The organism is Providencia sp. PROV268 (assembly GCF_028477805.1).
Lineage (GTDB): Bacteria > Pseudomonadota > Gammaproteobacteria > Enterobacterales > Enterobacteriaceae > Providencia > Providencia stuartii.
In genome coordinates this window covers 263,831-277,857 of sequence record NZ_JAMPLW010000006.1, presented here as the reverse complement: position 1 = coordinate 277,857, position 14,027 = coordinate 263,831, and the positions used below count along the sequence as shown (strand labels likewise).

At 40.3% G+C, this 14,027-nt stretch carries 14 protein-coding genes; 9 read left to right on the top strand and 5 right to left on the bottom strand.

Features of this window, described 5'->3' with window-relative positions; genetic code table 11:
* The first annotated feature begins 84 nt into the window (after nucleotides 1–84).
* On the top strand, nucleotides 85–981 hold the full coding sequence (locus tag PR699_RS06415; protein ID WP_014656589.1) for a diaminopimelate dehydrogenase: 897 nt from the start codon (nucleotides 85–87) through the stop codon (nucleotides 979–981).
* 384 nt (nucleotides 982–1,365) lie between these two features.
* On the opposite strand, the gene PR699_RS06410 is transcribed toward PR699_RS06415, so the two are convergent.
* Complete coding sequence (locus PR699_RS06410; RefSeq protein ID WP_004922623.1) at nucleotides 1,366–2,193, bottom strand: phosphoenolpyruvate hydrolase family protein; 828 nt, start codon at nucleotides 2,191–2,193, stop codon at nucleotides 1,366–1,368.
* A gap of 10 nt (nucleotides 2,194–2,203) precedes the next feature.
* Entirely contained in the window at nucleotides 2,204–3,427 is a 1,224-nt protein-coding gene (locus PR699_RS06405; RefSeq protein ID WP_014656588.1) for a Tm-1-like ATP-binding domain-containing protein, read from the bottom strand.
* Nucleotides 3,428–3,737: 310 nt separating this feature from the next.
* On the opposite strand from PR699_RS06405, the gene PR699_RS06400 reads away from it, so the two are divergent.
* Nucleotides 3,738–4,370 (top strand): TetR/AcrR family transcriptional regulator, encoded by a 633-nt coding sequence (locus PR699_RS06400; RefSeq protein WP_014656587.1) that lies wholly within the window; start codon nucleotides 3,738–3,740, stop codon nucleotides 4,368–4,370.
* A gap of 55 nt (nucleotides 4,371–4,425) precedes the next feature.
* Here PR699_RS06400 and PR699_RS06395 read toward each other — a convergent pair whose 3' ends face one another.
* On the bottom strand, nucleotides 4,426–4,836 hold the full coding sequence (locus tag PR699_RS06395; RefSeq protein WP_004922612.1) for a GNAT family N-acetyltransferase: 411 nt from the start codon (nucleotides 4,834–4,836) through the stop codon (nucleotides 4,426–4,428).
* A 149-nt stretch (nucleotides 4,837–4,985) separates the two neighbouring features.
* Between PR699_RS06395 and PR699_RS06390 the strand changes: the two genes are divergently transcribed.
* Nucleotides 4,986–6,041 (top strand): AbrB family transcriptional regulator, encoded by a 1,056-nt coding sequence (locus PR699_RS06390; protein ID WP_014656586.1) that lies wholly within the window; start codon nucleotides 4,986–4,988, stop codon nucleotides 6,039–6,041.
* Between the two features lie 37 nt (nucleotides 6,042–6,078).
* Here PR699_RS06390 and PR699_RS06385 read toward each other — a convergent pair whose 3' ends face one another.
* Nucleotides 6,079–6,426 carry a YacC family pilotin-like protein gene (locus tag PR699_RS06385; RefSeq protein WP_004922605.1) on the bottom strand — a complete coding sequence of 116 codons (348 nt, stop codon included), beginning with the start codon at nucleotides 6,424–6,426 and terminating at the stop codon, nucleotides 6,079–6,081.
* A 247-nt stretch (nucleotides 6,427–6,673) separates the two neighbouring features.
* Here PR699_RS06385 and cueO point away from each other — a divergent pair, with 247 nt between their 5' ends.
* On the top strand, nucleotides 6,674–8,299 hold the full coding sequence (gene cueO / locus PR699_RS06380) for a multicopper oxidase CueO (protein WP_014656585.1): 1,626 nt from the start codon (nucleotides 6,674–6,676) through the stop codon (nucleotides 8,297–8,299).
* Between the two features lie 362 nt (nucleotides 8,300–8,661).
* On the top strand, nucleotides 8,662–9,198 hold the full coding sequence (gene hpt / locus PR699_RS06375) for a hypoxanthine phosphoribosyltransferase (protein ID WP_014656584.1): 537 nt from the start codon (nucleotides 8,662–8,664) through the stop codon (nucleotides 9,196–9,198).
* Between the two features lie 82 nt (nucleotides 9,199–9,280).
* On the opposite strand, the gene can is transcribed toward hpt, so the two are convergent.
* Nucleotides 9,281–9,934, bottom strand: a complete 654-nt coding sequence (can, locus tag PR699_RS06370; RefSeq protein ID WP_004922593.1) for a carbonate dehydratase — start codon at nucleotides 9,932–9,934, stop codon at nucleotides 9,281–9,283.
* Between the two features lie 258 nt (nucleotides 9,935–10,192).
* Between can and PR699_RS06365 the strand changes: the two genes are divergently transcribed.
* The 4 genes from PR699_RS06365 (at nucleotide 10,193) to PR699_RS06350 (ending at nucleotide 14,025) form a co-directional block, all read left to right on the top strand.
* On the top strand, nucleotides 10,193–11,134 hold the full coding sequence (locus PR699_RS06365; protein ID WP_004922590.1) for an ABC transporter ATP-binding protein: 942 nt from the start codon (nucleotides 10,193–10,195) through the stop codon (nucleotides 11,132–11,134).
* Nucleotides 11,131–11,901: an ABC transporter permease gene (locus PR699_RS06360; RefSeq protein WP_014656582.1), complete on the top strand. Its 771-nt coding sequence runs from the start codon at nucleotides 11,131–11,133 to the stop codon at nucleotides 11,899–11,901. The genes PR699_RS06365 and PR699_RS06360 overlap by 4 nt, the downstream gene beginning before the upstream one ends.
* A 754-nt stretch (nucleotides 11,902–12,655) precedes the next feature.
* Entirely contained in the window at nucleotides 12,656–13,207 is a 552-nt protein-coding gene (locus tag PR699_RS06355) for a fimbrial protein (protein WP_004922584.1), read from the top strand.
* 137 nt (nucleotides 13,208–13,344) lie between these two features.
* Entirely contained in the window at nucleotides 13,345–14,025 is a 681-nt protein-coding gene (locus PR699_RS06350) for a molecular chaperone (protein WP_014656581.1), read from the top strand.
* Nucleotides 14,026–14,027: the final 2 nt, after the last annotated feature.

The window sequence follows — 14,027 nt, the reverse complement described above, 5'->3', positions numbered from 1 at the left end:
AATGATGATTCTGCTAATTTATTCCTGATTGATAGTTATGATATCAATATAAAAAGACAACATCAGAACAGTAAAGGAGTCACAATGACAAAAATTAAAGCCGCAATAGTGGGATACGGAAATATTGGCCGTTATGCACTCGAAGCGGTATTGGCAGCGGATGATTTTGAACTTGTCGGTGTGGTACGCCGTAATGTACAGAATATCCCAGCAGAATTAGCGGGGTACACCGTTGTCGATGATATTGAAAAATTAGGCAAAGTTGATGTGGCGCTTTTATGCTCACCCACACGGGCGATTGGTGATTTAGCTGAGAAAGTTTTAAGTCAGGGGATCAATACCGTCGATAGTTTCGATGTTCACTCCGATATTGTGGCACTAAAAAAACGGTTAGATAACGTTGCGAAAGAGCATAAAAGCGTTGCCGTTGTTTCCGCGGGTTGGGATCCGGGCTCTGATTCAATTATGCGTACACTCATGTTGGCAATGGCGCCAAAAGGGGTCACCTACACTAACTTTGGCCCAGGAATGAGTATGGGGCACAGTGTTGCAGCTAAAGCTATTGATGGCGTTAAAGACGCACTATCGGTAACGATTCCGTTGGGTACTGGCGTTCACCGCCGTATGGTCTATATTGAGCTTGATGCGGGCGCAAACTTTGCAGACGTTGCTAACGCGATTAAAGCCGATAGCTATTTCTCATCCGATGAGACCCATATTCGCCAAGTTGATAGTGTGGACGCGCTGAAAGATGTTGGCCATGGTGTCCATATGACGCATAAAGGGGTTTCTGGAGCAACGCATAATCAATTATTTGAGTACTCAATGCGAATTAACAACCCTGCACTGACATCGCAATTTATGGTTTCTGCGGCAAGAGCGACGATGAAACAATCTGCCGGAGCATATACCGTGATTGAAATCCCACCAGTGCATTTCTTGCAAGGTGATCTCGATAGCTTGATTGCTAAGTTAGTGTAATCACTGGATGGCATGATTGTTTTTGCTACACTCATGCCAATTCCGTTTGACCTATTTAGTCTTTTTAGATAAACCATTAACGTTGGTTTACCGCTTATTTCCCCCGCAATATCGCCATGTCGCGCAGAGTGATAATCTGAGTTTTATTTTAGGTGATCGGGCTATTTTTATGATGGCGCAGCGAACGCTTTGTTTTTCCTTGAACGCAACAAAGACAAACGGATAAGTAAGAGAATCAATTCTGGCAGGCTGTAAAAAGAAAAGCACCTACGGTGAAGTAGGTGCCCTGGTGTTGGCAAAGCCATAGATACTCGTGATATTAAAGTTGCATTATTATTAGCGGTTTATGATTACCATGGACAACTTTCATTGAGTATTAAAGTACTAACGTTTAATTGATTTAAATTTTTCGGTTGTTGCAGTGAGAGCGACCTCCGTTGGTAGGCGCTCCATGGAGCTTGCACCATAGAAACCGTGGCAGTCTGGGCAGTTCGCTAAAATATATTCCGCATCTTCTGGGGTCGCAATTGGGCCACCATGGCACAGAACGATAACATCATCGCGTACTGATTTTGCGGCTTTAGCCCAGTCATTGATTAATGGCACACAATCTTTAAGTGTTAATGCTGTCTCTGCACCAATATTGCCCCCCGTGGTTAACCCCATATGAGGCACGATAATATCTGCACCCGCTTCGGTCATTGCAATAGCATCTTCACGGCTGAAAACATAAGGGGTAGTTAATAAGCCTTTCTCATGGGCTAGGCGGATCATATCCACTTCTAAACCATAGCCCATCCCGGTCTCTTCGAGGTTAGCTCTGAAGTTACCATCGATTAAACCTACGGTCGGGAAGTTTTGCACACCCGCAAAACCTTTGGCTTTTATTTCATCAAGAAAATGATCAAATTGGCAGAATGGATCTGTGCCATTAACACCGGCAAGTACAGGCGTATGTTTTACAACTGGTAAAACCTCTTTAGCCATATCCATAACGATTTCATTAGCATTACCATAAGCAAGTAGGCCCGCGAGTGAACCACGACCCGCCATCCGGTAGCGGCCAGAGTTATAAATGACAATTAAGTCAATGCCGCCTGCTTCTTCACATTTCGCAGAAAGGCCTGTACCGGCACCACCGCCAATAATTGGCTCGCCTCGCGCGATCATCTCTTTGAATTTTTTCAGCAAGCTTTCGCGATTATGTTTCATTGATGAACCTCTATTTGTTGTTCAAAATGTCCTGGTGTAATTGAATCACTTGTTCACAAAACTCCAGTGAGTTGATGTGATATGGACTCAAAATAAGTTTGCGTTTTTCTGTTGTTATAAGATTTTCAGTTAATGCATCAATGAAGGCTTGATCGGCTTCTGGATCCCAAAATTGAGCGCCTTCAATATCCAATGCTGAGAAGCCTGCCGTTGGGATAATAAAACGCACTTCACCTTCGCAGCGGTTCAGTTTGTTTGCTATCCAGCGGCCCATCTGCTGGTTTTCTTCTTTCGTTGTGCGCATCAATGTTACTTGCGCGTTATGGTTGTAAAATAATCGATGGCGATAATGGTCGGGCACCGTTGATGGGCGTCCAAAATTAACCATATCCAATGCCCCACAAGACAGAACACAAGGGGTCTGTGTTCGTGCTATCGCACCAAATCGATCGTCGTCACAAGCTAAGACGCCGCCAAAGAGGTGGTCACACACTTCTGTGGTGGTGATATCCAATACAGAGTGCAGTAAATGGCTATCGATTAATTTTTCCATCGCTTTACCGCCACTGCCTGTTGCGTGAAAAACCAAGCAGTCATACTGTGATTCAAGTTGCTCAGTGAGCTGTTGAACACAGGGGGTGGTTACCCCAAACATCGTTAATGCAATGGCTGGTTTTGATACATCGTCTACTTTATCTTCACGGTTAAAATAGATTGAACCAGCAATTTGGTTAGCGGCATTTTTTAGCACTTTACGAGAAATCACATTTAGGCCCGAGACATCGGTGACGGAGTACATCATCGAAATATCACTTGCACCGACATATCCAGAAGTATCTCCTGATGCCATGGTGGAAACCATGAGCTTTGGAATACCAACGGGAAGTGCCTGCATCGCGGGGGTAATTAACGCGGTACCGCCGGAGCCACCTAAGCCTAAAATAGCCGCTACATCGGTTTGTGCATTGAGGTAAAGGCTAAAAGCCAATGACATTGCCTCAATCGCTCTTCCTCTGTCACCACAAAAAACGGCTTCAACACCTGCTGGGTGGAAACTGGCAACCGTCTGTGCACTAACATCTGCATCTCTTTTTAATTGTGTTGGTTGCGTAGTCAAATCTACAGTGCGTACAGATAAACCCGTCTCTTTGATCAAATCGCAGACATAGAACAATTCATCGCTTTTAGTATCTAATGTTGTTGCTATGTAGATGTATCCCTGATGTTGTTTCATAGGAAAATCCTTACAGGTTAGGAAGATGTTTAATTTCTCATCTGAATGAGACTATAGTATCATTTTGGCTGAATGTAAAATGAGACTGTAGTCTCATTTTGGGGTTGTTCAATAATTTTTAGATATTGGTTTCTTTTATGGCTTGATAAATAAGGCATATTTGAATTTTTTGTGTTTTAATTTTTTTTAAGGCGAACGATAAAAATACAAGGTGCTTTAAGAATCGGTAGCTGTCATTATGGCAAAGTGTCATGATGAGTAACCATTCACTATTTTATCGTAGCGAAATGTTTTTAAGGGGAGGGAGACGATGTCATTAACACATTCTAATCATGAATATAAAGGCACAAGAAAACGGACTTACATTTTACTCGTTAATACAGCATTAGCGCTTTTTGAAAAAGGGAGCATGCCGTCAGTCTCTGAGCTTGCCGCTGAAGCGGGAGTGTCAAGGGCTACCGCGTATCGCTACTTTCCGACGCAAAGTGATCTGATCGCTGCCACCGTTAATGCGAGCTTGGGGCCAATTTTAACATGGCAACCACGTAGCCAAAAAACTGAAGAGCGTATTGATGAGTTATTATCATTTGCCTTACCTCGGATGTTTGAGCATGAAGGCGCATTGAGGGCGGCATTGCAAGTTTCATTGCAACAATGGGCACAGGGGCGATCACTGGCGCAAGACCCTAAAGAAAAGCGTCTTGAAAGGGGGAACCGTAAAGACATTTTAACGATGGTGACCGCTCCAATGAAAGATGAGTACCCTCAAGAAATTATTGATAAGGTGATCAAAGCATTTTCAGTCATTTATGGTTCTGAAATCTTTTTAGTACTCAAAGATATTTGGAAACAAGATGATGCTGAGGTCATTGAAATCGCACAGTGGATGGCAAAAGCAATTATTAACCAAGCCACTGCGGATAAAAATGCCCAAGGGTGCTGATATATCGCACTAAAAGAACGGTAGGGGGAGTACCTATCGTTCCTGATATATAGATTTATAACGCTTTCATAAAATAATACCTTTCATGCTTAATCGGGTACTCAATCAGTGTTGAGATCACCTGATAACCTTGTTTTTCATAAAAAGGTTTTGCTTGGAAACTGAATGTATCGACTTGTGCATATTTGGCCCCCAACTCTTTCGCTTTGTTCTCCATGGCTTGTATTAATTGTGATCCAATGCCTTGCTTTCTCAGTGACTCTTCGAGCCAAAAGTAGTTAATTCGTAGCCAATTTCCGAGTGTTGAGCCTGTTATTCCGCCTAATATTTCCCCTTCTTGTTCATAAAATACGGCTAATGGGGAATGAATATCTTCACTGAAAAATTGCAAATTATAGTTAATTAATGATTGATGAATACGAGCAACTTCAGATTCAGACGGGGATGTTGTGATACGTATTGTCATAATTTTGCTTATCTCTCAAGGTAATGATGATTTATACGGTTATTTACTATCTAATAATTTAATGAATTTAAAGTATTAAGAGGATACTATTAAGACTATTACAGATAATATAGGCACGCTAACTGCTCTCGCAGTGATAGGATTTTGCGATGATAAGATTATTGAAGATGGGCTTAGGCATTGCTATTTGTGCCTTAATTGGTGGCACCCTCACTTATCTTGGCGTACCTCTCGCATTAATGTTTGGTCCAATCATTGCTGTCATTGTGTTTAATCGCTTCAAAATTCAATTTGCCATTCCAAAATATACGCTCACATTTGTCCAGATATCATTAGGAACGTCTGTGGGGCTGATGTTTAATCAAGTCTCATTGGGGCAAGTGGAAAATCTATTTCTACTCCTTTTGATGTTGGTCGTCTGTTTAGCCGTCCAATTTTCATTCAGTTACTTTTGGTTTCATCGCAAAGTCGGGTGGACAAAACAAGAAGCGATGCTGGGCTCTGTTCCGGGAGCCATGGCGGCCATATTAGCATTAACAGATCATACCCATACCCCGCCACAAAAAATTGTCATTTCTCATACGATCCGCCTCATCATTTTAATTTTGTTAGCTGGGATCGTGGTAGGTAGCAATGGGGATCCCCAGCCGTTAATTGTACTGCCATCTTTGACGTTAGAAGCAACCTTCTGGTTAACGCTCATTGTATTAACGGGGTTAGGATTAGGCTTGGTATTGCAGCGGATGCATGTTCCTGCTCCATTTATGCTGACATCATTAGGTGCTGCGACGCTGATCCAAGGCTGGCTAGATGTGCAAATCCATTTTCCGCTGATGATCACTGAACTCAGTATGGTTTTGATCGGGATGAATATTGGTAACCACTTTATTGTTTTTCCACTGTCGTCATTGATCAAAAATATCTATTCATCGGCTCAAGTGGTCATTATTAATATTTTCCTAACTTTATTGATCACACTGTTTGCTGCATGGGTGACTGGCTATCCGATTTCGGTATTGTTGCTGGCTTGGGCACCGGGAAGCATGGAAGCGATGACGTTTGCTGCAATCACAATGAAGCTGGATGCTGGATTTGTTATGTCAAATCACATCATTAGGATGGTGATTATTCAAAGTATTCCTTCCATTGCTATGTTCTGGCAAGAAAAGCGGGCGAAAAAAAAGCGTAATAGCGATGTTGGCTGATCAGTGAGCGTTGACTCCCCTCGATAAGGGGAGATGTTTATTTTACATAAGCAAATAAGCCTAATGAATCACGCGCAAGAGATTGGCATTTAAATTCTTGCGGGAGCGGGATCCCTTTTAGGTCATTGTAGCTCTCTTTGTTCAAAACAGTCATTTGGTGTGAATCGTAATCCCCTAAATCCCACTTATTGCTGCGAGCAAAGTAAACGATAGCTCGTTCAATTTCTCTATCAGGGATTTGGGTGTAGCCACAATCATATTTTAAGTAGATAAAGACCGCTGTGAGATCAGCAAGATCTTCAGCTTCGTTGGGGGTCAATGCTCTGGCAGAATGGGTTATTCCTAACAGAGTTATGATGTAAAAAATTACAGTAAATTTGCGCATTCAGTATTCTATCTGTTTTTTATGTCAAGTAACGTTAACATAACAATAGAATTGTTAGTCAAGTATATTTTTCTTAAAACTGTGTAATATACCCTTAATAAGTACATGGTTTCCTTGACCTTCCTGTAAGGGGAAGCTTTATCATTTTTGGACATTAAACCATATTTTGGCCCTAAACGGTAATCACCCACGGAGCCAGATAGTTTGAATTCGTTTATTAATTTGATAAATAAAAGGAAGGTTATCAATGTTACGTCGCGATTTCATTAAGTTGAGCGCTATCACTTATGCGGCTAGTGCACTACCGATTTGGAGCCGTATCGCTGTGGCAGCCGAAAATTACCCAACACTGGCAATCCCTCCACTGCTAGAGCCTGATGCCCAAGGTAATATCCAATTAGCAATCAAACAAGGTGCTTCCCAATTTGTTCCCGGTAAAAAAACGACAACGTGGGGATATAACGGAGACTTACTCGGCCCAGCTTTGAGCCTGAAAAAAGGTCAGAGCGTAAATATTCATATTGCTAACCAATTACCAGAAGATACAACCGTTCACTGGCATGGCCTTGAAATTTCAGGGGAGCAGGATGGTGGGCCACAAGCGATCATCAAACCGGGCGCTAGCCGCCAAGTCAATTTCACCATCGACCAACCAGAGGCGACCTGCTGGTTCCATCCTCATACTCATGGCAAAACAGGTTATCAAGTCGCAATGGGGCTTGCGGGCCTTGTGATTATTAAAGATGAACAAAGTGACAAACATGGGTTACCAAGCCAATGGGGCGTTGATGATATCCCTGTGATTTTACAGGATAAGCGACTTAAAGATGATGGGCAAATCGACTACCAATTGGATGTGATGAGTGTGGCCGTGGGTTGGTTTGGGGATTTGATGTTAACCAATGGTGCGGTATTTCCGAAACATGTGGCACCAAAAGGCTGGTTGCGTTTAAGGCTACTTAATGGTTGTAATGCACGTAGCTTGAACATCTCAACCAGTGATGGACGTAAAATGTATGTTGTAGCAAGTGATGGCGGATTGCTCGCTGAGCCTATTGCTGTGACCGAATTACCTATCCTGATGGGGGAAAGGTTTGAAGTGCTGATTGATGCGAGGGATGGCCGCTCTTTTGACTTGCTGACACTGCCTGTTAATCAAATGGGCATGACAATCGCGCCATTTAATCAACCCTTACCTGTGTTACATATTGAAACCACAATGGGTACTGGTGCGGGGAAATTGTCTGAACAGCTCGCGACGTTGCCCGCCCTCCCTTCATTGGCTGGATTAACGCGTCGTCGTTTTCATTTAATGATGGATATGCGCTTGGATATGCAAGGGATGATGATGTTACGTGAGCGCTATGGTGAGCAAGCGATGGGTCATATGGGCGGACATGGTGGCATGATGCAAGGCCATATGATGTCGAATGGTGAAAATGGCGGTATGGGCATGATGGGGCATGGTAATATGGGCGGTATGCGTAATGGCGGAGGCCACTGCGGAACTGGCTCTGGTGAACTTGATATCCATAATGCCAATACAATTAATGGTCGGGCATTTTCGATGACGGAAGCCGCCTTTGATGCCCCTATGAATCGCCAAGAAATATGGGTTATTTCCGGTCGTGGCGATATGATGCTTCACCCATTCCATGTTCATGGAACGCGCTTTCGCATACTAAAAGAGAATGGCAAGGTTGTGGAGCCTCATCGACAAGGTTGGAAAGACATTGTTAAAGTTGAAGGCCAAGTCAGTGAGGTGCTGGTGGAATTTAAACATCCTGCCACCAAGGCGCATCCTTATATGGCGCATTGCCATCTCTTAGAGCACGAAGATACTGGCATGATGATGGGCTTCACAGTGAGTTGAGGTGATATCACTTAGCCTTGTGTATTAGGTCGTTAATGAGCCATGCTGCTATGCCCTCATTACGCCCTAATACTGAAGTGAAAAAGTCAAGGATGACATCTTTTATTCATATCTATTGCTATTGATTTTATTCGTTTTCTCATCATAAAAAGGCCATATTGCCTGAAATTGTGAAAGATGAGTTATAAAATTTATAACAAGTTATCGGATCCTTTTTTACGACAAATGGTGAGTTCTGTTATACTCCTTCCAAATTTTGTTCTCATATTTCTAATGTTGCTGTTGGTCGCGGCTTAAAAGCGTTTTGCGTCTTATCATAGAAATGTGAATTTTAGTATTCAAAACAAATAGGTAGTGGGAAATTGAAACATACACTAGAAGTGATGATCTCTGAAGAAGAGCTCAGCCAGCGAGTCAGTGAACTAGCTGAAAAAATTAGCGCACATTATAAAAATATTGATGGCGAGCTGGTCTTAGTAGGTTTATTAAAAGGTTCATTTATTTTTATGGCTGACTTATGCCGTAAGATTGAAGTCCCACACGAAGTCGATTTTATGACCGTTTCAAGCTACGGTAACGCAATGAACTCAAGTCGCGATGTTAAAATAGTCAAAGACTTAGATGAAGACATTCGCGATAAGCATGTGTTGATTGTTGAAGATATCATTGATTCAGGGAATACCTTAAATAAGGTTCGTGAGATCTTTGAATTGCGCGGTCCTAAATCCGTGGCAATCTGTACTCTGCTTGATAAGCCATCACGCCGTGAGGTTGAAGTACCTGTCGAGTGGATTGGATATTCAATCGAAGACAAATTTGTTGTTGGGTATGGTATCGATTATGCACAACAATATCGTCATTTACCTTATATTGGTCATGTCACGCTGATTGAAGAGTAAGTGAATAATATTCGATGCGTTAGTTAAAAGAAGGGCCGTTCCATGGAACGGCCCTTTATTCGTTTATCGCGATAAATAAAAATTATTTTTTATTGGTCAATTTAGCAATTGCTTCACGGTAGCAAAGCTCTAATCTTTCACGGCTATCTGCGGTAATATGCAAGTCATGTAGACGACCATTGTTGATACCGTAAACCCAACCATGGATCATCACTTTTTGCCCACGTTTCCACGCTGATTGCATAATGGTTGAGTGACCTAGGTTGTAAACTTGCTCAACGACATTTAATTCACATAAGCGATTTAAGCGTTCGCAAGGTTTTAATTCACCTAACATTGAGCTGTGTCTGTACCAAATATCACGAATATGCAGTAACCAGTTATTGATTAAGCCAAGTTCAGTATTGTCAACCGCAGCCTCAATACCACCACATCCATAGTGGCCGCAGATGATAATATGCTCAACCTGAAGGACATCAACAGCATATTGGATAACCGACAAACAGTTTAGGTCGGTATGGATAACTAAGTTTGCAACATTACGGTGAACGAAGAGATCGCCTGGTGCAGCATTGATTAATTTTTCGGCAGGTACTCGGCTGTCTGAACAACCTATCCATAAGAACCTCGGTTTCTGAGCTTTGGATAGTTCTTTAAAAAATTCAGGATCTTTTTCTTTTACGGAAGCTGACCATGCTTCGTTGTTAGCAAACAGCTCTTCAATTTTTCTCATCATGACGTATAGCCTAGTTGTGTTACTTTACGTTAAAATCTTATACAGCATTTATTTATTAATTAATATTCAGTTGTATTAATCTTTACATCCTTATGATGTGCATTTCATTCTGATTAGACAATATTGATATGGCTAACCACATGAATTGGTTAGCATATACCTATTTTCTCTTTTCTGCATAACAGTGATCAGAAAAAAATGGCATCATAGTATTATATTGCTCCCAAACCTACCCAAGAATAAAGGTGTTTTTTACATATGACTTACGCACTTGAGTTATCGCAGCTCACCAAAACCTATCCAGGTGGCGTGAAAGCCTTGCGAGGAATTGATCTAAGCGTAGAAGATGGTGACTTTTATGCATTACTTGGACCTAATGGCGCTGGTAAGTCGACCACAATAGGAATAATTAGCTCATTGGTCAATAAAACGAGTGGGTCTGTTAAAGTGTTTGGTTATGATTTAGACAAGCAAGTCGTACAAGCTAAACAACAATTAGGGTTAGTTCCTCAAGAGTTTAATTTTAACCCATTTGAAACCGTGTTACAGATAGTACTTAACCAAGCGGGCTATTACGGGGTTTCTCGTTCTGTAGCCCATCAACGGGCAGAAACCTATCTTTCTCAATTGGATTTATGGGAAAAGCGCAATGAGCGCGCGCGTAACCTATCCGGTGGGATGAAGCGTCGCTTAATGATTGCACGAGCGCTAATGCATCAGCCAAAACTACTGATTTTGGATGAGCCGACCGCTGGGGTCGATATTGAATTACGCCGTTCTATGTGGAGCTTTTTGAAAAAGCTCAATGCACAAGGAACGACGATTATTTTGACCACACACTACCTTGAAGAGGCAGAAATGCTTTGTCGCAATATTGGTATTATTCAGCATGGCGAGTTAGTTGAAAATACGAGTATGAAACAATTATTAAGTCAGCTGGAATCTGAAACCTTTATTTTTGACCTTGGCACAAGAAGCCCTATTCCAGAGCTTAAAGGGTATGAAACTCGTTTAATTGATACGTCGACCTTAGAAGTTGATGTGAAAAGAGAGCAAGGATTAAATGGGGTATTTAGCCAACTTAATGAGCAAGGCATCGAAATTTTAAGTATGCGCAATAAAGCTAACCGGTTGGAAGAACTGTTTGTGAACTTAGTGAAAAAAGAAAGTCATGCCGCTCGTTTGGAGGAAGCACAATGATTTCTCTATATTGGGTCGCATTAAAGACTATTTGGATTAAAGAAGTCACACGTTTTGGTCGTATATGGGTACAAACGTTATTACCGCCAGTGATTACAATGTCTCTCTATTTTGTCATTTTTGGTAACCTGATTGGTTCCCGAATTGGCGATATGGGTGGGGTAGATTATATGCAGTTTATTGTTCCTGGCTTGATTATGATGGCAGTGATAACGAACTCCTATTCTAACGTCTGCTCCTCATTCTTTGGCTCTAAGTTCCAAAAGAACATTGAAGAATTGCTCGTTGCGCCAGTACCGACACATGTCATCATTGCTGGTTTTGTTGGTGGTGGTGTTGCTCGCGGTATTTTGGTTGGGCTACTTGTCACCATCGTGTCACTGTTCTTTATTCCACTCCAAGTACATTCTTGGAGTATGGTGATAATTACATTGTTATTAACTTCAATCGTTTTTTCACTGGCAGGGTTATTAAATGCAATTTTTGCCAAAACATTCGATGATATCAGCATAGTTCCTACTTTCGTATTGACACCATTGACCTATTTAGGTGGCGTATTCTATTCACTCTCATTATTACCTCCCTTTTGGCAAGCGGTATCAAAACTCAACCCGATTGTGTATATGATCAGTGGCTTTAGGTATGGCTTTTTAGGTATTGCTGATGTATCAATTGCCGTGACATTAGGTGTATTGATGATCTTCTTTGTGATTTTTTATGGATTAACATGGTATTTAATTGAGCAAGGGAGAGGGCTAAGAAGTTAACGATATAACTTATTTTCTTATCTCAAAGTGATTTAATTTAACCCCTAATAGCTAGCTAACTATTGGGGGTTTTTTTATACCTTAATATCTATCGACGATTAGTTAGATCCCTATATTCAATTCAGATTTTTATCAATCATGAAATTAACATGGAATACAGTTACGAAAATATACTTAGTTTGGTTTCTTGCGTAAATAATATTAATAAAAAATAATCACTATAATTTATGAGATAAATATAACTAAACTGTCTTTTTGCGATATATGTTCAAATGTAACTAACAAAAAAGTATTAAAATAATTTCAATCTTAAATTTTTTTTATTTTTCGTTGGGTAGGAAAAATAGATATTCTTAACATAATGATTTTATTGTGTTTTCTGATATCGAAAAAAAATAGCAAACGCAAAATAGTAGAGATATCAGCACAGTAGGGTGAAATATTGCCTTACATTTATGTATTAGAATATTGAATACTCTCTTATCCCTCAAATTGGATTTAATAGCTTCCTTGTGTTTTATTTTTGTTTTTTTGTTCTGTGATTTTCTTTTTTATAGCGTTTTGTTTAGTGATTTGTTTGTTTTTAATGTAAATTAACGGTTTTCACACGTAAACTGGATTTTACACATAAATTGCATATACTCCTATGCAGGATGGTCGAGATAAGAAATAACCTTATTAAACTATGTAATTTCATAGTGAAATACCAATAAAAGAATTAGATAACAAATTATATATTTTAGGAGTCATCAAGATGAAACTAAATAAAGCCTTATTAGTTACTTCAGCTATCACTATGTCTTTATTCACTGGCGTTGCAAATGCAGATGTCATTGATGGTAAAGAAACGGGAACTATCCATTTTAAAGGGCAATTTGTTGAATCAACTTGTACTATCGAAACAAATAATGAGAACTCAAGTGAAGGAACAGTACAGTTAGGCACTTGGTTGGTGAGCCATTTTCAAAAATCCGATGAAACAACAAAACCAACAAAGTTTGTGATTGCACTTAACGAATGCCCTGATGTTATTAAAAAAGCAAAGATCACTTTCACTGGAACTGCGGATAGTACAAATAGCAGCTTATATAAAACATCCACAGAAGTTGGTGCTGGTATTGGTATTACTCATGCTGAAAGCGATACAGCTTATATTACCCCTGGAGCACCAGCGGGTGAAATTGAACTTAAAGGAGCTAATAATAGCGGTGAGAAGGAATACTATGCCCGTTATGTGACAACTGGCCCTGTAAAAGCGGGTGTGGCTAACGCGGATGTGACAGTAACAATTTCTTATAACCAATAATGCCAAGTAAATAAACAATAATAATTAAAGTGAGAAAAATTCTCGATTTAATTTAACAAAGTTTTAGCATTAATGGGAACATATCATTCTACACGTGATTATCAGAAGGTATGTTCCCCATATTTAGGGATAGCATTATGGTTAAAACATTAATATCTACTCTTTTTTTCTTCTTTTTAATCGTAACCCAAGCGAATGCAAGTGTTGTACTTGGTGGAACACGGGTTATTTATGATGCAAACAGCAAAGAAGCTTCCATTACAGTTCGTAATAATGATAAGACACCATATTTAATTCAATCTTGGATTGATCATTTCGATAGTAATAATCAAACTAAGTTACCTTTTGTTATCACCCCTCCCTTATTTAGAATTGAACCTGAATCCAGCAATTCATTGAGGATTGTTTATACAGGTAAAGATCTACCTGACGATAAGGAAAGCGTTTTTTGGTTGAATGTAAAGTCGATTCCACCGACTGATCCTAATGCTAAAAATAACCTGACTATTTCGATTAATAATCGAATCAAACTGATTTATCGCCCTAAGTCATTATCGAGCGCAGACGCAGGGGCTGCTTATAAAAAAGTGACATTTGAAAGAAAAGGCAACCTGTTAGTGGGTAAAAATCCAACACCTTATTATGTCTCTTTTAGTGAATTAAAAGTAGGGAATAAATCTATCGACGAGCCTGTTATGCTTCCTCCTATGGGAGAGCATTCGTGGAATATTTCAGGTATTCAAGTTAATAAAGTGATGTGGAAAGCCGTGACTGATGTTGGTGGGATAACAGATAGTCAAGAGCAAGAATTAAAATAATA